Source organism: Streptomyces sp. NPDC006208 (genome assembly GCF_040613775.1).
In the GTDB taxonomy this organism is placed as follows: domain Bacteria; phylum Actinomycetota; class Actinomycetes; order Streptomycetales; family Streptomycetaceae; genus Streptomyces.
This window is the reverse complement of the sequence record NZ_JBEXSW010000085.1, coordinates 1-15,919: the sequence shown is the minus strand read 5'-3', so window position 1 is coordinate 15,919 and position 15,919 is coordinate 1. Positions and strand designations below refer to the sequence as shown.

Genomic DNA, 15,919 nt, shown 5'->3' with positions numbered 1-15,919 from the left:
GTCCCGGCGGCCGTCGACGGCCGCCGGGACGCGGGACTTCGTACGCCGCGCCGTTCCCGGTGCCGCCCGCCGGCTATCCGGCGAGCAGGACCCTGAGGGTCGACTCCAGATGGCTGTCGATCGCGGCCCGCGCCGCCTCCGCGTCGCCGGCGTCGATCGCCGAGAGGATCGCCTGATGCTCGTCGAGCACCGCCTCCTGCCGCCCGTGCTGGTTGAACAGCGCAACCACTCCGGCCCGGATCTGCCTGCTGCGCAGCCCGTCGTAGTGCCGGTCGAGCAGGGCGTTGCCGACCGCGGACACGATCGTCGCGTGGAAGAGGTGGTCCTCGGCGATGAACTCCTTGGCCAGCTCCGGCCTGCTGAGCGCCCGCTGCCGCTCCAGGATCTCGGCGAGCTCCTGCACCGGAGCGCCGCCCTTCGCGATGACCTGCTCGGCGGCATAGCGCTCGACGATGCCGCGCAGCTCCACCAGTTCGGTGATCTCCCGCCCCGTCAGCGGCACGACCTGCGCTCCCCGCTTGGGCACGAGCCGCACCAGGTCCTCGGCGGCGAGCAGCAGCAGCGCCTCACGGATGGGCGTACGCGAGACCCCGATGCGATCGGCGATCTCCTGCTCGGAAAGGAAGGTCCCCTGCATCGCGGGGTCGGTGAGGACGTGTTCCTTGAGGTACGCGTACGCCCTGTCCCGACCCGATTCCACAACTACCCCCACAGGTTGCATACAACGAGTATACGGAAATTCCCACGCGGTAGCCCGGGTCGGGAGGCGATGAACCCACCTCCGCCCGGCCCCGGCGTGCCCGCCATGCGCCGCGCTCCGGGCTGGGCGAATATGCGTATGTCCCCGCGCTCCGACGAAGCGAGAGTCCATGGCCGAAGATGTCGCGGGCGCCGGCCCGCCCACCGAACTGAAGGCCAACGCGATCGGATTCCTCGACGCGCTCGTCATCGGCCTCAACGCCACCTCTCCCGCGTACTCGCTGGCCGCGGCCATCGGACCGATCGTCGCCCTGGTGGGCATCTACGCCCCCGGCGTGATGCTCGCCTCCTTCGTCCCCATGCTGCTGATCGCCTCGGCCTTCTACTACCTCAACAAGGTCGACCAGGACTGCGGAACGACCTTCTCGTGGGTGACGCGGGCGATGGGCCCCTGGTCCGGCTGGCTCGGCGGCTGGGCGATCACCATGACCGGCGTCCTGGTGATCGGCTCGCTCGCGGACGTCGCCGTCCGTTTCGGTTTGCTGGCGGTCGGTCTCGACAACTGGGCGGACAGCGAGGTGATCCGGCAGACGCTCGCGGTGGTCGTGATCCTGGTGATGACGGCCGTGTGTGTCATCGGCACCGAGATGTCGGCCCACGTCCAGAACGTGCTCATCCTCGCCCAGGTCGCCTTCCTGCTGGTGTTCGCCGTGGTCGCCCTCTACCGCGTCTATGCCGGTACGAGTTCCCTCGACCCGGTCATGCCGTCCTTCGAATGGCTCAACCCCTTCGGCGCCGGCGGAGCGGCGCTGACCGGCGGGCTGTTGCTCGGGGTGTTCATCTACTGGGGCTGGGAGTCCGCGGTGAATCTCACCGAGGAGATCAGGGACTCCGCCACCGCCCCGGGCAAGGCCGGCATCTGGTCGACCGTGGTGCTGCTGGTGACGTATCTGTCGGTCGCGATCGCGGTCGTCGGCTACGCCGGCACCGCATTCCTCGCCGAGAACGCCTCCGAGGAAGAGGCGATCTTCGCGGTGCTCGCCCGCGAGGTGCTGGGCGGCTGGGACTGGATCGTGCTCCTCGCGGTCTGCACGTCCGCGCTGGCCTCGACCCAGACCACGATCATCCCGGCGTCCCGCACGGCGCTGTCCATGGCCCGCCGTCAGGCCCTGCCGCATCGCTTCGCCCACATCCACCCGCGGTTCCGTACACCCGATGTGAGCACCTGGTGGGTGGCTGCGATCGCCATCGCGTGGTACCTCGTCGTCAATCAGATCAGCGAGAACGCCCTGTTCGACTCACTCACCGCGCTCTCGCTCCTCATCGCCTTCTACTACGCGCTCACCGGCCTCGCCTGCGTCGTCTACTACCGCCGCCATCTGACCGAGAGTCTGCACAACTTCCTGCTGATCGGGGCCGGGCCGCTGATCGGCGCCGGGCTGCTGGCCTGGCTGCTGGTGGAGTCGATCGGCGACATGTCGAACCCGGCGAACTCGTACAGCGGCGTCTCCTGGTTCGGCCTCGGCCCGCCGCTGGTCATCGGTATCGGGATCAGCCTGGTCGGCGTGATCGTCATGTGCATCTGGCGGCTGCGGTCCGGCACGTTCTGGGAGGAGCGCCGCGGCGTGGCCGACCCGGAACTCGTCCATCGCAAGGAGCCTTGAGATGTCCGTCGTCCTGGGATACGACGAGTCGCCCGGAGCGGTCCGGGCCCTGCGGGTGGCGATCGAGGTCGCGGCCGCGTTCGGCGAGCCGCTCTTCCTGGTGTTCGGCGCCGCTGCCCCCGGCGGCCTCGGCGAGGAGTACCGCGCCCATCACGAGGCGATCCGTCAGGCCGGGCGCACCGCGCTCGCCCATGCCGTCGAGTCGGCCGACGAGGCCGGTGTTCCGACCGCCGTCGAGATCGTCGACGAGACACCGGCCCAGGCCCTGCTCGACGCCGCCGAGCGTCATCGGGCGCGGGTCATCGTCGTCGGCAGCTGGGGCGAGAGCCCGCTACGCGGCGCTCTGCTCGGCTCCACGCCCCACAAGCTGCTGCACCTGTCCCCCGTCCCCGTACTCTGCGTGCCGACCCAGGACTGATCTGCGGGTCACGTCCCGGGCCGCGTCAAGGTGGTGTCAATGCACCGCGCTCCTGCGCCAGGAAGGCGTCAAAGCACGGAACGACCCGCGGCCCGGCGCGGCGGGCGGACGGACGATGGCCGTGGCGGCCGGCGAACCGGCGGTCGGCCTGGTGCCTCTGGCACACGGGTGATTCGAGGTGGCTCATGAAGTACCCCTTGCAGGACCGCATCGCGCTGGTCGCTGCCGTGGCGGCGCCGTTCGCCGTCGCCCTGCTGCTGGTGCCGTTCCGTGCCGGCATGTCGGGCACGAACCAGGCCTTGATCCTCGTCGTGGCCGTCGTCGCCGTCTCCGCCATCGGGAACCGGTTCGCCGGAGCCCTCGCGGCACTGTCGTCCGCCGCCTGGTCGCGGCCACCAGACAGCCGACGAGGGAGACGGCGACGATGAGGCCCACGACATTCTCCATGCTCATGCTCGATCAGCTCCCGTAGGCAGTACGCGCGTAGGGCGAGGCGCACAGCCACCTTGACGCGACCTTGGCGTCGCTCCCGGTGATGCTGACGTCGCGTTGACGCATCCGCACGGCGAACGGGTGACCGACACATGAGCGCTCGTACGAGCACGGCAAGGGGCTCTCCCGGCAGCAAGCCGACGCCGTGCACCGGCGCTCACGGGCGAGCTCGCCGATGCGGGCATCGCGTACGTGGTGGCCGGTCACAGCGAGGACGACCCGATCGCCGACAACTCCACAGAGGAGGGCCGCAAGAAGAACCGCCGGGTGGAGGTCTCGTTCCCCGCTCGGATGCGCCGCCGGGCCGACACACCGCGGCGCCCGTACCCGGTGAGGGCACGGGCGCCAAGGACACGGGGTCAGGGCCGACGGCCGTCGTGACGCCGGTCGTTGTCACGCCGGTCGTTGTCGCGACGGTCATTGTCACGCCGGTCGTCATGGCGACGGTCGTCATGGCGACGGTCGCCGTGGCGACGGCCGTCGTGACGCCGGTCGTCGTGACGCCGGTCGTCATAGCGGCGGCCGTCGCGCCGGCGGTCGTCGTCGTTGTAGAGGCCGTACCTCGCGGTGTCGACCGTGCGGCCGTCGTCGTCACGCAGCGTGGCCTTGTCCGACCAGTTGCCCCACACGTAGGTGCTGCGGTCCTGGTACACATGGCCGTCCCTGTCACGGCCGTAGCCGGTGTGGACACGGATCGTTGAGCGACCGGAGATGCGTACGTCGTCGAAGGTGTAGCGCTTGCCGTCGCGGTTGGTGAGGGTCCAGCCGTCGAGATCGACCGAGCGGCGGCCGATGTTGGTGACGTCGACCCATTCCGCGTTCAGGCTGCGGTTGGAGTAGTCGTCGCGGCCGGGGCTGTCGTACTGGATGTGCCCGAGGACGACGGTCGAACGGGTGTCCCAGTGGTGGCCGCGGCCATGGCCGTCGTCGGCCGATGCCGGCGTCGCCATGGAGGCAACGACGGCGCCCGACGCCAGAGCGGCTGCCGCGATGCCGCGGACAGTCCGAGAAGCAGACATGATGCTCCCTCAAGTAGAGGCATCCGCCCCTGGTCAGGGCCTGGATGCGCGATTGCGGTTCCCGGCCGGAGCCGAGGACCACACTTTGTCGCGCCAACCTCCACACAAGCATCACAACTGCCCGTTGTTACATAAAGCGGACATTCCTGTAACTCTCACCTGCATGGCGCACATATCTTCCGAGGGCATACCGGGGCATTCCTGCCCTCTACACCGGTCCGTGCAACGATCAACAACAAGCCCTTTCCGGCGGCTCCGACCATGCATCGACCACCCCACGCACCGACCCGCCGCGCGCCCGGCCTTCTGTAACGGCCGCCGTCAGGCGTCCGGTGCGGCGAGCCGGAACCGGAGCCGGCAGATGACCGCGTCGGTGTCCCGGCGCAGGGCGTGGGCGACGACGGCGCCGCGCTGGTTCTGCAGGAGGCGCTGCCACAGACGCGCCGGTTCGGCCTCGGGGATGAGGACGGTGATCCGTGCCTCGGGCGTCCGCGCCGCCAGCTCACGTACGTAGCAGGCGATCGGGCGGCCCAGGGCGCGGTGCGCGGACGGGATACGGACGAGCGGCACGCCGGGGTTCCACAGGTCCCAGTCGCGGGCGAGTGCCTCGGCCTGTGCGCGGTCCTCGGGGTCGGGATGGCACACGGTCACCGCGTGCACCTCGTCGCCGAGCGACACTGCCGCAGTCATGGCCTCGCTGGTCAGCCGGGTCAGCGAGGAGACGGGCACGATCACCAGCGAGCGTGCGCGGTGCGGGGGTTCGGGGATGAGACCGATGCCCAGACGCTCGCCGATCCTGGCGTACGCACGGTGCACGGCCTCGAAGGCGGCCACCAGCAGCGGCAGCGCGACCACGATCAGCCAGGCGCCCTCGTGGAACTTGGTGGCCGTGACGACGACCGCGCTGACGCCCGTCAGGACGGCACCGAGGCCGTTGAGGACGGCCTTGCCGCGCCAACCCGGCGTACGCAGACGGAGCCAGTGCAGGACCATGCCGGTCTGGGCGATGGTGAACCCGACGAACACACCGATCGCGAAGAGCGGCACCAGGGTGTTGGTGTCACCGCCGGAGAACACCAGCAGCGCGGCGGAGACCAGGGCCAGGGCGAGGACTCCGTGGCGGTGGACCTGACGGTCCGCCTTGAGGCCGAAGACATGCGGCAGACAGTTGTCGCGGGCCAGCAGCTTCAGCAGCACGGGAAGGCCGCCGAACGAGGTGTTCGCGGAGAGCGCGAGCAAGGTCATGGTCGCGAACTGCACCACGTAGAAGGCCCAGTTGTGTCCGACGGACGCGTCCGCGAGCTGTGCGAGGACGGTGACGCCCTCGACCGGCTGCAGCCCGAACCGGGAGATCAGGACGGACAGACCGATCAGCATCACACCGAGGAGCGCGCCGAGCGCGACCTCTGCGTGCTGGGCGCGTCGGGCCGAGGGGGTACGGAAGGACGGCACGGCGTTGGCGATCGCTTCCACGCCGGTGAGGGCCGAGCAGCCCGATGCGAACGCCTTGAGCAGCAGCAGCGCGCCGACGGTGGTGGCGTTGTCCGCCAGCACGGACGCATGGCCCGCGGCGGCCTCGGTGGACGCGGGGGCCGACCTGAAGAGCCCGACCACGATCAGCACCAGGATCGAGGCGATGAAGACAGCGGTCGGAACGATGAACGCCTTCGCCGAGTCGACGATGCCGCGCAGGTTCACGCCCGTGATCAGGACGAGTACCGCGACGCAGAGCCACAGGCGGTCCCCGTACAGCTCGGGGAAGGCGGACGTCAGTGCGGCGACACCGGCGGTGACGGCCACGGCGACATTGAGGACATAGTCCAGGACCAGGGATGCAGCAGCGACCAGGCTCGTACGGCGGCCGAGGTGGGCCTTGGCGACGGCGTAACTGCCACCGCCGTCCGGGAAGGCGGCGATCACCTGCCGGTACGAGGCGACCAGCACCGCGAGCAGAGCGGCGATGGCAAGGGTGACGGGCAGGGTGAACCCCAGACCGTGGCCGCCGGCGGCGGCCAGTACCAGGACGATCGCCTCGGGGCCGTAGGCGACCGACGCCATGGCGTCGAGGGAGAGGGCGGCGAGCCCGGTGAGTGCGGTGAGTTTGTGGCGGTCCCCGGTCTCCGGGGGCTCCTCGGCGCCGGCCGGAGCGGCGCTGTCCGTGGCCAGAACTGTCATGTGCTCAGCGTGCAGGCCGTTTCCGGCCGCACGGCGGGTCGCTGTCGCGTTCTTTGCGCCCGACCGGCCTGCCTTCACGTCTTCTTGACGCCGGTCCGCGCGTCCCGTCAACCGGGCGTCAAGACCGGCCGGAGCGGCGCCAATGACGCATCAAGACCCGGGAGCGCCCACCGCGACGGCCGTAGCGTCGCCGCATGCGACGGCGCCTCCCCACTCGCCCCTTGCGGCGCTCCCCGACGGCATCCACCACTGTGGCGCACGACGTGCGGCGGGCCGGCGATCTCCGCGACGCCTGCCTGGCGCGGCGCTCCTCCTCGGCCTGCTGGTCGTGGTCGACGCGGGCAACGGCACCCTCAGCGGCGGTCGTTCGGCGCTGTGGGCGGGGTTGTCGGTGGTGCTGTTCGTGGTGCTGCTGCCGGCGCGGGTGACAGCAGGTCGGGGATGGATCCACAGCCGGGGCGTGCTGGTGGCCCAGCACGTGCGGACCGACCGGCTGGTGTGCGCGGACCGGTCGGACGGGGTGGCGCAAAGGCTCCTCCTGCGCGATGCGGACGGACGCACTCTGAGGCTGGACCCGCGTGTCCTGGTCGCCGATCCCCGGCTGTGGCATCTGCCGGCCGCAGGCATCCGCGTCTCCCGGGACATCGGGACGCTGCGGTACGGGGGCACAGCGCTGCACGAGCTGTCGGCGCGGATCGACGACGACACGGCCGAGGTCATCTTCAGGATCTCGGGCCCGGACACCTGACCGCGGTGCCGTGCCCCGTCCTGGCGTCCCGTCAGGACATGGCCGTGCTGGGCAGTTCCGGACGAGCCGATGCCTGGCCCGGAGCGGTCCGGACGGTGAGCATCATCGTGAGACCGCCGCCCGGAGTGTCCTCGGCGGTGAGGGTGCCGCCCATCGCCTCGGTGAATCCCCTGGCGACGGCGAGGCCGAGACCGACTCCGGCGCCGCGCGGGGCGTCGCCGTGGCGCTGGAACGGGGCGAAGATGCGCTCCTTGGCCTCGTCCGGCACGCCGGGCCCGCGGTCCACCACCCGTACCTCGACGCGATCACCGATCGCGTCGGCCGACACGAGCACCGGTTCGCCGTCCGGGCTGTACTTCACGGCGTTCTCCACGATGTTGGCCACCGCCCGTTCCAGCAGCCCCGGGTCGACCGCGACCATCGGCAGATCCTCCGGCACGTCCAGGAGGACGCTGTCCTCGGGGACGCCGCCGAGCGCCATCGGGACGACCTCGTCGAGGTCGATCTCCCTGATCAGCGGGGCCACGGTCCCGGTCTGCAGCCGCGACATGTCGAGCAGGTTGCCCACGAGGTGGTCGAGCCGGTCGGTGCCTTCCTCGATGCTCGCGAGCAGCTCGTCCTCGTCCTCGTCCGACCATTCCACGTCGTCGGAGCGCAGTGAGGTGACGGACGCCTTGATGGCGGCGAGCGGGGTGCGCAGATCGTGACTGACGGCGGCGAGCAGGGCAGTGCGGATGCGGTTGCCCTCGGCGAGCTGACGGGCCTGTTCGGCCTGCCCGACCAGGCGCTGCCGGTCGAGTACGACCGCGGCCTGGGCGGCGAACGCGCCGAGCACCCGCCGGTCCTCGGCCGGCAGTACGCGGCCGGTGAGGGCGAGCGCCATACGGTCTCCGACCGGCATGTCGACGTCGGCATCGTCGGGGCGTGCGGGCGGCACGCCGCCGCCGACGCTGCCGGCGCAGGACCACGGGTCGACGTCGCTCTCCCGCTCCAGCAGGGCCACCGATTCCATGGCGAACGTCTCGCGGACCCGCTCCAGCAGGGCCTCCAGGCTGGTCTCGCCGCGCAGCACGCTGCCGGCGAGGAACGACAGGATCTCGGACTCGGCCCGCAGGCGAGCCGCCTGCTGGGTGCGCCGGGCCGCCAGGTCGACCACCGAGGCCACCGACACCGCCACGGACACGAAGATCACGATGGCGACGATGTTCTTGGGGTCGGCGATGGTGAGGCGGTGCAGAGGCGGTGTGAAGTAGTAGTTGAGCAGCAGCGAGCCGAAGGCGGCGGAGGCCAGCGCCGGGAACAGCCCGCCGAGCAGCGCCGCGGCCACCGTCAGCGTCAGGAAGAGCAGCATGTCGTTGGCGAGGCCGAGGTCGGCCTGCACGTTCGTCAGCAGGAGGGTGAGCAGGGCCGGGCCCGCGACTGCGGTCAGCCAGCCCCAGATGGTCCGGGACCGGCCGAGCCGTGCGCCCCGGGCGACGGGGAGCCCCCGGCCGCGGGCGACTTCCTCGTGGGTGACGATGTGGACATCCAGGTCGGGCCCGGACCGGACGGCCACCGTGGCGCTGACGCCGGGGCCGAAGATGTACTGCCAGGACTTGCGGCGGCTGGCGCCCAGGACGATCTGGGTGGCGTTGACGCCCCGGGCGAACTCCAGCAGGGCCTGCGGGATGTCTTCGCCGACGACGTGGTGGAAGGTGCCGCCGAGGTCCTCGATCAGGGTGCGCTGGACCGCCAGCTCCTTGGGCGATGCGGAACTCAGGCCGTCGCTGCGGGAGATGTACACGGCGAGCACCTCACCGCCGGCCCCCTTCTCGGCGAGGCGGGTGGCGCGGCGGATGAGCGTACGGCCTTCGGGGCCGCCGGTCAGTCCGACGACGATGCGCTCACGGGCCTGCCAGGTGGAGCGGATGTTGTGCTCGCCCCGGTACTGCTGGAGGTACTCGTCGACACGGTCCGCGGTCCACAGGAGCGCCAGTTCGCGCAGGGCGGTGAGATTGCCGGGGCGGAAGTAGTTGGACAGAGCCGCGTCGACCTTGTCGGCCTTGTAGATGTTGCCGTGGGCCATGCGGCGGCGCAGCGCCTGGGGCGACATGTCGACCAGCTCTATCTGGTCGGCGCGCCGGACCACCTCGTCCGGGACGGTCTCCCGCTGCCGTACGCCCGTGATGGATTCGACGACGTCGCCGAGCGACTCCAGGTGCTGGATGTTGACGGTCGTGATCACGTCGATCCCGGCAGCCAGCAGTTCCTCGACGTCCTGCCAGCGCTTGGCGTTGCGTGAACCCGGAACATTGGTGTGCGGAAGTTCGTCGACCAGAGCGACCGCCGGGGCGCGCCTGAGGACCGCGTCGACGTCCATCTCGGTGAAGGCCGTGTCCCGGTACTCGAGTTCCTGGCGCGGGATCTGTTCCAGGCCGTGGAGCATCACCTCGGTCCGCGGCCGGTTGTGGTGCTCGACGAAGGCGACGACGCAGTCGGTGCCGCGCTCGACCCGTCGATGTGCCTCGCTGAGCATCGCGTACGTCTTGCCGACGCCCGGCGCCGCACCGAGGTAGATCCGAAGCTTGCCGCGTGCCATGGTTTTCGATTCTCCGGGGTGGTTGTACAAGGGGTCGGCGCTCCCGGGGCCAGGAGCGGTGGGCGGGCCGCCAGGGGCGTCAGGACTCGAATCGATAGCCCATGCCGGGTTCGGTGATCAGATACCGGGGCCGCGAGGGGTCCGCTTCGAGTTTGCGCCGAAGCTGGGCCATGTAGACGCGTAGATAGTTGGTCCTGTTGCCGGCGGAGTGCCCCCATACCTCCTCGAGCAACTGCCGCTGGCTGATGAGCCGTCCGGGGTTGCGGATCAGCAGTTCCAGCAGGTGCCACTCGGTCGGGGTCAGCCGGACGTCGCCGCCGCCTCGCCTGACCCGCTTCGCCACGAGGTCGACGGTGAACTCCTCGGTGGTGACGGTCCGCGTCTCGTCCGCGGCGGGGACCTTGGTCTCCGTGCGGCGGACGGCGGCCCGCAGCCGGGCCAGCAACTCGTCCATGCTGAACGGTTTGGTGACGTAGTCGTCGGCGCCGGCGTCGAGCGCCTCGATCTTCTCGTCGGAGGTACGGCGGGCGGAGACCACCACTATCGGCGCTCTGCTCCAGCGGCGCAGATCCCGGATCACGTCGAGGCCGTCCATGTCCGGCAGACCGAGATCCAGCAGTACCGCGTCGGGCGGCCCCGCGGCGGCGAGCTGAAGAGCGGCGGTGCCGTCGGTCGCGGCGTCCACCTCGTACCTGCGGGCCTTCAGATTGATCGTGAGGGCCCGGACGAGCTGGGAATCGTCCTCCACCACGAGCACCCGGGTCATCGGAGTGCGGCCTTTCTGTTGCTGGGGATCGGTTTGCCTGCTGGGTGCCGGGAGCGCCGGCGCCGGTCCGGCACGTGGTGGTGGCGCGCGGCGGCGGGAGCCGGCGCCCCAGGGACGTACCCCGGGGTGCCGACTCCCGCCCACTGCATGCACTCTCAGCCCTTGGCCAGTTCCTTGAGCGCGATGTTGAGCTTCAGAACGTTCACCGTCGGCTCACCCATGAAGCCGAGGATCCGGCCGTCGGTGTGGTCGTCGACCAGCTTGTCGACCTGGGCGACGGTGAGGTTGTTCTTCTCCGCGACCCGGTGGACCTGGAGCTTGGCGTACTCCGGGGAGATGTCCGGGTCCAGACCTGAGCCGGAGGAGGTGACGGCGTCCGCCGGCACGTCCGAGGGCTTGACCTTGTAGGTGGCGGTCTCGTTGTCCGCGATCACCGCGTCCTTGGCGGCCACGACCTGCTGGCAGAGACTGCCCTCTTCGGCCTTCGTGGGGTCAGTCGGGCACTTGCCGTCCTTCCCGACGCCGTTGTCGCCGGAGCGGTTCGTCGCGCCGGAGAGGATCAGCGAGTACTGGGTGTTGACGCTGTTGCTGCCCAGACCGTTGGAGGGACGGGGCTGGAACCACTTGAGGTCCGGCCTCGGCGCCTCCTCCGCGTCGTCGCCCGTAGTTGAGTCGGACGCAGCCTTCAGCGGCAGGTAGTAGGTCTGCCCGATGAGTGCGGAGCCGACCACCTTCCCGTCGCTCTTGATCTCCGAGCCGTTCGCCTTGTCGTTGAACAGGCCCTGGGCGACGCCCGTGACCAGCAGCGGGTAGAGGACGCCCGTCACCAGGGTGAGGACGAGCAGGGCTCGGAGCCCGGCCCCGATCAGCCGTGCCGCGTTTCCGAAGGAGTTGTTCATGGCGATCAGCACGCTTTCTGGTTAACGCAGCCCGGGGATGAGGGAGATGAGCAGGTCGATGATCTTGATGCCGATGAACGGGGCGACGAGGCCGCCGATGCCGTAGATCCCGAGGTTGCGGCGGAGCATCTTGTCCGCGCTGGTCGGCCGGTAGCGCACGCCCTTCAGAGCGAGCGGCACCAGCGCGACGATGATCAGCGCGTTGAAGATGACCGCGGACAGGATCGCGGACTGCGGCGAGGCAAGCTGCATGACGTTGAGCTTGTCCAGGCCCGGGTAGGCGACCGCGAACATCGCGGGGATGATCGCGAAGTACTTGGCCACGTCGTTGGCGATCGAGAAGGTCGTCAGCGCACCGCGCGTGATGAGGAGCTGCTTGCCGATCTCGACTATCTCGATGAGCTTGGTCGGATTGGAGTCCAGGTCCACCATGTTCCCGGCCTCCTTGGCGGCCGAGGTACCGGTGTTCATGGCCACGCCGACATCCGCCTGCGCCAGCGCCGGGGCGTCGTTCGTACCGTCACCCGTCATCGCCACGAGCTTGCCACCGGCCTGCTCGCGCTTGATGAGCGCCATCTTGTCCTCGGGAGTCGCCTCGGCGAGGAAGTCGTCGACGCCCGCCTCCTCGGCGATCGCCATGGCCGTCAGCGGGTTGTCACCCGTGATCATGACGGTTTTGATGCCCATACGGCGCAGCTCGTCGAACCGCTCCCGCATGCCCTCCTTGACGACGTCCTTGAGGTGGATGACGCCCAGTACACGGGCGCCCTTGTCGTCCTCGGCCGCGACGAGCAGCGGAGTACCGCCCGCCTGCGAGATCCGGTTCGCGATCTCGTCGGCGTCGTCGGAGATCCGGCCGCCGTGCTGCTCGACCCAGGCCATGACCGAGGCCGTGGCGCCCTTGCGGACCTTGCGGCCGACGCCGTTCTCGGTGAGGTCGACGCCGGACATGCGCGTCTGGGCGGTGAAGGCGACCCACTCGGCGCCCGACAGCTCGCCCTGGTGACGCTCGCGCAGCCCGTACTTCTCCTTGGCGAGTACGACGATGGAGCGCCCCTCGGGCGTCTCGTCCGCCAGCGACGAGAGCTGCGCGGCGTCCGCCAGCTCCGCCTCGGTGGTCCCCTTGACCGGTACGAACTCGGCGGCCTGGCGGTTGCCGAGCGTGATGGTGCCGGTCTTGTCGAGCAGCAGTGTCGAGACGTCGCCCGCCGCTTCCACCGCGCGGCCGGACATCGCGAGCACATTGCGCTGCACGAGCCGGTCCATGCCGGCGATACCGATCGCCGACAGCAGTGCACCGATAGTGGTCGGGATCAGGCAGACCAGCAGGGCGGTCAGCACGATCATCGAGGTCTGCTCGTCGGCGCCCGCGTAGATCGCGAACGGCTTCAGCGTGACGACCGCGAGCAGGAAGACGATGGTCAGCGAGGCGAGCAGGATGTTCAGCGCGATCTCGTTGGGCGTCTTCTGCCGGGCGGCGCCCTCGACCAGGGCGATCATCCGGTCGATGAAGGTCTCGCCCGGCTTCGTCGTGATCTTGACGACGATCCGGTCGGAGAGCACCTTCGTACCGCCGGTCACGGCCGAGCGGTCCCCGCCCGACTCGCGGATGACCGGAGCCGACTCACCGGTGATGGCGGACTCGTCGACGCTCGCCACACCCTCGACGACGTCACCGTCGCCGGGGATGATGTCGCCCGCCTCGCAGACCACCAGGTCGCCGATGCGCAGATCGGTACCGGGGACGCGCTCCTCGTTCTTGCCCATGAGCCGCCGGGCGACCGTGTCGGTCTTGGCCTTGCGCAGGGTGTCCGCCTGCGCCTTGCCGCGGCCCTCGGCGACCGCCTCCGCCAGGTTGGCGAAGATCGTGGTAAGCCAGAGCCAGGCCGCGATCGCCCAGCCGAACCAGTCGCCCGGGTCCTTGATCGCCAGGGCGGTGGTGACCACCGACCCGACCAGGACCACGAACATCACGGGGGACTTGATCATCACCCGGGGGTCGAGCTTGCGCAGGGCGTCCGGGAAGGACTTGACCAGCTGCGCCGGGTCGAACAGACCGCCGGCAACGCGCCCGGCCTCGGGCTTGTGCCCGGTCGGCACATCGCTGTGGGGCGCCGGGGTCCCGGTGGCAGTGGACATCGAGTCCTCTTGCTTCTTTACGTCGGTGGTCATGACGCCAGCCCTTCGGCGAGCGGACCCAGCGCCAGGGCCGGGAAGTAGGTCAGGCCGGTGATGATCATGATGGTGCCGACGAGCAGGCCCGCGTAGAGCGGCTTGTCGGTACGCAGGGTGCCCGCGGTCTCCGGGACCGGCTTCTGTTCGGCGAGCGAACCGGCCAGTGCCAGCACGAACACCATCGGGATGAACCTGCCGAGCAGCATCGCGAGACCGATGGTGGTGTTGAACCACTGCGTGTCCGCGTTGAGTCCGGCGAAGGCGGAGCCGTTGTTGTTGGCGCCCGAGGTGTACGCGTAGAGGATCTCGGAGAATCCGTGCGCGCCGGAGTTGGTCATCGAGTTCGCCGGGGTGTCCAGCGCCATCGCCGCGGCGGTGAAGCAGAGCACCAGCGCCGGGGTGACCAGGATGTAGCAGGCCGCCAGCTTGATCTCGCGGGTGCCGATCTTCTTGCCGAGGTACTCGGGCGTACGGCCGACCATCAGGCCGGCGATGAACACCGCGATGATCGCCATGATCAGCATGCCGTAGAGGCCGGAGCCCACACCACCGGGTGCGATCTCACCCAGCATCATGCCGAGCATGGTGATCCCGCCGCCGAGGCCGGTGAACGAGGAGTGGAACGAGTCCACCGCACCCGTGGAGGTGAGCGTGGTGGAGACCGCGAAGATCGACGAGGCGCCGATGCCGAAGCGGGTCTCCTTGCCCTCCATCGCGCCGCCCGCGGCCTGGAACGCCGGGCCGTTGCCCGCGAACTCGGTCGCCCACATCAGCAGCACGAAGCCGATCCAGATCGTCGCCATCGTGGCGAGGATCGCGTAGCCCTGCTTGACGCTGCCGACCATCTTTCCGAAGGTCCGGGTCAGCGAGAACGGGATCAGCAGGATCAGGAAGATCTGGAAGAGGTTGGTGAAGGCGTTCGGGTTCTCGAAGGGGTGGGCCGAGTTGGCGTTGAAGTAACCGCCACCGTTGGTGCCCAGCTCCTTGATGGCCTCCTGGGAGGCGACCGCGCCGCCGTTCCACTCCTGGGTGCCGCCCATGCCGTGCTGACCCAGGAACTGGCCGACCTCGTGGATGCCGGCGAAGTTCTGGATGGCGCCGGCCGCGACCAGCACGATGGCGCTGATCACCGAGATCGGCAGCAGGATGCGGACGGTGCCGCGGACCAGGTCGGCCCAGAAGTTGCCCAGCTCACCGGTGCGGGAGCGGGCGAATCCGCGGACCAGGGCCACCGCGACCGCCATGCCCACGGCCGCCGAGACGAAGTTCTGCACGGCCAGGCCACCGGTCTGTACGACGTGGCCCATGGCCTGCTCGCCGTAGTACGACTGCCAGTTCGTGTTCGACACGAACGACGCGGCGGTGTTGAACGCCTGGTCGGGGTCGATGGAGGAGAAACCGAGCGAGCCGGGCAGGCTGCCCTGGACCCTCTGCAGCAGGTAGAGGAAGAGAACGCTCACCGCGGAGAAGGCGAGGACACCGCGCAGATAGGCGGGCCAGCGCATCTCGGCGTTCGGATTGGCGCCGATGGCCTTGTAGATCCACTTCTCCACACGCAGGTGCTTGTCGGAGGAGTAGACCCGGGCCATGAAGTCGCCGAGCGGACGGTACACCAGGGCGAGCGCGGCGATCAGCGCGAGCAGCTGGAGCACAGCAGCGAGGAAGGGGCTCATTTCCGTGCTCAAAACCTCTCGGGCTTGACGAGGGCGAGGACGAGATAGCCCAGCAGGGCGACGGCCACGATCAGGCCGACAATGTTCTCGGCAGTCACAGCTTCGCCACCCCCTTGGCAATGAGAGCCACCAGCGCGAACACCGCGATCGTGGTGACGACGAAGGCCACGTCGGCCATCGTGAGCTCCTGAAAGAGATACGGATTCTCGGACCGTTAGAGCAAAGCGCTTTTCGGCCACGACACGACCCGCGTTAACGGCTCCCTGACGTACCCCGCTGTCGTCTTGACGCATCCCCTACGTCCTTCGGACGCAGGTCACTCAGGGTGACCGGTTCCGATGACGGTCAGCGGAACTCGGCCGGCCACGGGCGCAGCCACAGCACCGTCACCGCGCCCGTGACCAGCAGGACTGCGCCTGCCCACGGCAGCAGTACGGTGAACTGGACGAGGGTGCAGCTGGTGCCGGGCGGCAGGTCTTCCGGGTGCCGGGGGTGGACTGGTTGCCCCATGGTCCAGCGTCCCCGCGCTGGCGCGGCAGGCTCGGCGACCACGGCCGGCGCTTCGTCCACATACTGGAGCCCGCCGAGTACCTCACCCGACTCGCGGCCCTCG

The 15,919-nt window shown here is 69.6% G+C and carries 14 protein-coding genes and 2 pseudogenes; 6 read left to right on the top strand and 10 right to left on the bottom strand.

Features of this window, described 5'->3' with window-relative positions; genetic code table 11:
- Positions 1-73: 73 nt before the first annotated feature.
- Positions 74-721, bottom strand: a complete 648-nt coding sequence (locus ABZ208_RS37910) for a GntR family transcriptional regulator (RefSeq protein WP_356914004.1) — start codon at positions 719-721, stop codon at positions 74-76.
- 148 nt (positions 722-869) lie between these two features.
- On the opposite strand from ABZ208_RS37910, the gene ABZ208_RS37905 reads away from it, so the two are divergent.
- The 4 genes and pseudogenes from ABZ208_RS37905 to ABZ208_RS37890 form a co-directional block, all read left to right on the top strand.
- Entirely contained in the window at positions 870-2,363 is a 1,494-nt protein-coding gene (locus ABZ208_RS37905; RefSeq protein ID WP_356914003.1) for an APC family permease, read from the top strand.
- A 1-nt stretch (position 2,364) separates the two neighbouring features.
- The gene (locus ABZ208_RS37900) at positions 2,365-2,781 is read left to right on the top strand and encodes a universal stress protein (RefSeq protein ID WP_356914002.1); all 417 of its coding nucleotides are present in this window, start codon (positions 2,365-2,367) and stop codon (positions 2,779-2,781) included.
- Positions 2,782-2,966: 185 nt separating this feature from the next.
- Positions 2,967-3,209 (top strand): hypothetical protein, encoded by a 243-nt coding sequence (locus ABZ208_RS37895; protein ID WP_356914001.1) that lies wholly within the window; start codon positions 2,967-2,969, stop codon positions 3,207-3,209.
- Positions 3,210-3,382: 173 nt separating this feature from the next.
- Positions 3,383-3,558: pseudogene (locus ABZ208_RS37890) on the top strand (OmpA family protein); the annotation flags it as partial.
- Between the two features lie 74 nt (positions 3,559-3,632).
- Here the strand turns inward: ABZ208_RS37890 and ABZ208_RS37885 are convergent.
- Positions 3,633-4,292 (bottom strand): lamin tail domain-containing protein, encoded by a 660-nt coding sequence (locus tag ABZ208_RS37885; protein WP_356914000.1) that lies wholly within the window; start codon positions 4,290-4,292, stop codon positions 3,633-3,635.
- Positions 4,293-4,613: 321 nt separating this feature from the next.
- Positions 4,614-6,467, bottom strand: coding sequence for an APC family permease (locus tag ABZ208_RS37880; protein ID WP_356913999.1), 1,854 nt, complete (start codon positions 6,465-6,467; stop codon positions 4,614-4,616).
- 142 nt (positions 6,468-6,609) lie between these two features.
- Here ABZ208_RS37880 and ABZ208_RS37875 point away from each other — a divergent pair, with 142 nt between their 5' ends.
- Positions 6,610-7,215, top strand: coding sequence for a hypothetical protein (locus tag ABZ208_RS37875; RefSeq protein WP_356913998.1), 606 nt, complete (start codon positions 6,610-6,612; stop codon positions 7,213-7,215).
- A 31-nt stretch (positions 7,216-7,246) separates the two neighbouring features.
- Here the strand turns inward: ABZ208_RS37875 and ABZ208_RS37870 are convergent, their stop codons facing one another.
- The 7 genes from ABZ208_RS37870 to ABZ208_RS37840 all read right to left on the bottom strand — a co-directional run bounded on the left by ABZ208_RS37870 (position 7,247) and on the right by ABZ208_RS37840 (position 15,816).
- On the bottom strand, positions 7,247-9,793 hold the full coding sequence (locus tag ABZ208_RS37870) for a sensor histidine kinase KdpD (RefSeq protein WP_356913997.1): 2,547 nt from the start codon (positions 9,791-9,793) through the stop codon (positions 7,247-7,249).
- A 79-nt stretch (positions 9,794-9,872) separates the two neighbouring features.
- Positions 9,873-10,559 (bottom strand): response regulator, encoded by a 687-nt coding sequence (locus ABZ208_RS37865; protein ID WP_356913996.1) that lies wholly within the window; start codon positions 10,557-10,559, stop codon positions 9,873-9,875.
- 155 nt (positions 10,560-10,714) lie between these two features.
- A complete protein-coding gene (locus ABZ208_RS37860) occupies positions 10,715-11,458 on the bottom strand; it encodes a potassium-transporting ATPase subunit C (protein WP_356914005.1) in 744 nt (247 codons plus the stop codon).
- Between the two features lie 21 nt (positions 11,459-11,479).
- Positions 11,480-13,630, bottom strand: a complete 2,151-nt coding sequence (kdpB, locus tag ABZ208_RS37855; protein ID WP_356913995.1) for a potassium-transporting ATPase subunit KdpB — start codon at positions 13,628-13,630, stop codon at positions 11,480-11,482.
- Positions 13,627-15,306 (bottom strand): potassium-transporting ATPase subunit KdpA, encoded by a 1,680-nt coding sequence (kdpA, locus tag ABZ208_RS37850; protein ID WP_356913994.1) that lies wholly within the window; start codon positions 15,304-15,306, stop codon positions 13,627-13,629. The genes kdpB and kdpA overlap by 4 nt, the downstream gene beginning before the upstream one ends.
- An 8-nt stretch (positions 15,307-15,314) precedes the next feature.
- A complete protein-coding gene (gene kdpF / locus ABZ208_RS37845; protein ID WP_242330691.1) occupies positions 15,315-15,404 on the bottom strand; it encodes a K(+)-transporting ATPase subunit F in 90 nt (29 codons plus the stop codon).
- 247 nt (positions 15,405-15,651) lie between these two features.
- Positions 15,652-15,816, bottom strand: a complete 165-nt coding sequence (locus ABZ208_RS37840; RefSeq protein WP_356913993.1) for a hypothetical protein — start codon at positions 15,814-15,816, stop codon at positions 15,652-15,654.
- A 9-nt stretch (positions 15,817-15,825) separates the two neighbouring features.
- On the opposite strand from ABZ208_RS37840, the pseudogene ABZ208_RS37835 reads away from it, so the two are divergent.
- Positions 15,826-15,919 (top strand): annotated as a pseudogene (locus ABZ208_RS37835) (trans-aconitate methyltransferase); the annotation flags it as partial.

What these genes read in the sequence shown, in the direction of transcription:
- ABZ208_RS37910 (WP_356914004.1), bottom strand. Translation starts at nt 721, where the DNA reads ATGCAACCTGTGGGGGTAGTTGTGGAATCGGGTCGGGACAGGGCGTAC.
- ABZ208_RS37905 (WP_356914003.1), top strand. Translation starts at nt 870, where the DNA reads ATGGCCGAAGATGTCGCGGGCGCCGGCCCGCCCACCGAACTGAAGGCC.
- ABZ208_RS37900 (WP_356914002.1), top strand. Translation starts at nt 2,365, where the DNA reads ATGTCCGTCGTCCTGGGATACGACGAGTCGCCCGGAGCGGTCCGGGCC.
- ABZ208_RS37895 (WP_356914001.1), top strand. Translation starts at nt 2,967, where the DNA reads ATGAAGTACCCCTTGCAGGACCGCATCGCGCTGGTCGCTGCCGTGGCG.
- ABZ208_RS37885 (WP_356914000.1), bottom strand. Translation starts at nt 4,292, where the DNA reads ATGTCTGCTTCTCGGACTGTCCGCGGCATCGCGGCAGCCGCTCTGGCG.
- ABZ208_RS37880 (WP_356913999.1), bottom strand. Translation starts at nt 6,467, where the DNA reads ATGACAGTTCTGGCCACGGACAGCGCCGCTCCGGCCGGCGCCGAGGAG.
- ABZ208_RS37875 (WP_356913998.1), top strand. Translation starts at nt 6,610, where the DNA reads ATGACGCATCAAGACCCGGGAGCGCCCACCGCGACGGCCGTAGCGTCG.
- ABZ208_RS37870 (WP_356913997.1), bottom strand. Translation starts at nt 9,793, where the DNA reads ATGGCACGCGGCAAGCTTCGGATCTACCTCGGTGCGGCGCCGGGCGTC.
- ABZ208_RS37865 (WP_356913996.1), bottom strand. Translation starts at nt 10,559, where the DNA reads ATGACCCGGGTGCTCGTGGTGGAGGACGATTCCCAGCTCGTCCGGGCC.
- ABZ208_RS37860 (WP_356914005.1), bottom strand. Translation starts at nt 11,458, where the DNA reads ATGAACAACTCCTTCGGAAACGCGGCACGGCTGATCGGGGCCGGGCTC.
- kdpB (WP_356913995.1), bottom strand. Translation starts at nt 13,630, where the DNA reads ATGACCACCGACGTAAAGAAGCAAGAGGACTCGATGTCCACTGCCACC.
- kdpA (WP_356913994.1), bottom strand. Translation starts at nt 15,306, where the DNA reads ATGAGCCCCTTCCTCGCTGCTGTGCTCCAGCTGCTCGCGCTGATCGCC.
- ABZ208_RS37840 (WP_356913993.1), bottom strand. Translation starts at nt 15,816, where the DNA reads ATGGGGCAACCAGTCCACCCCCGGCACCCGGAAGACCTGCCGCCCGGC.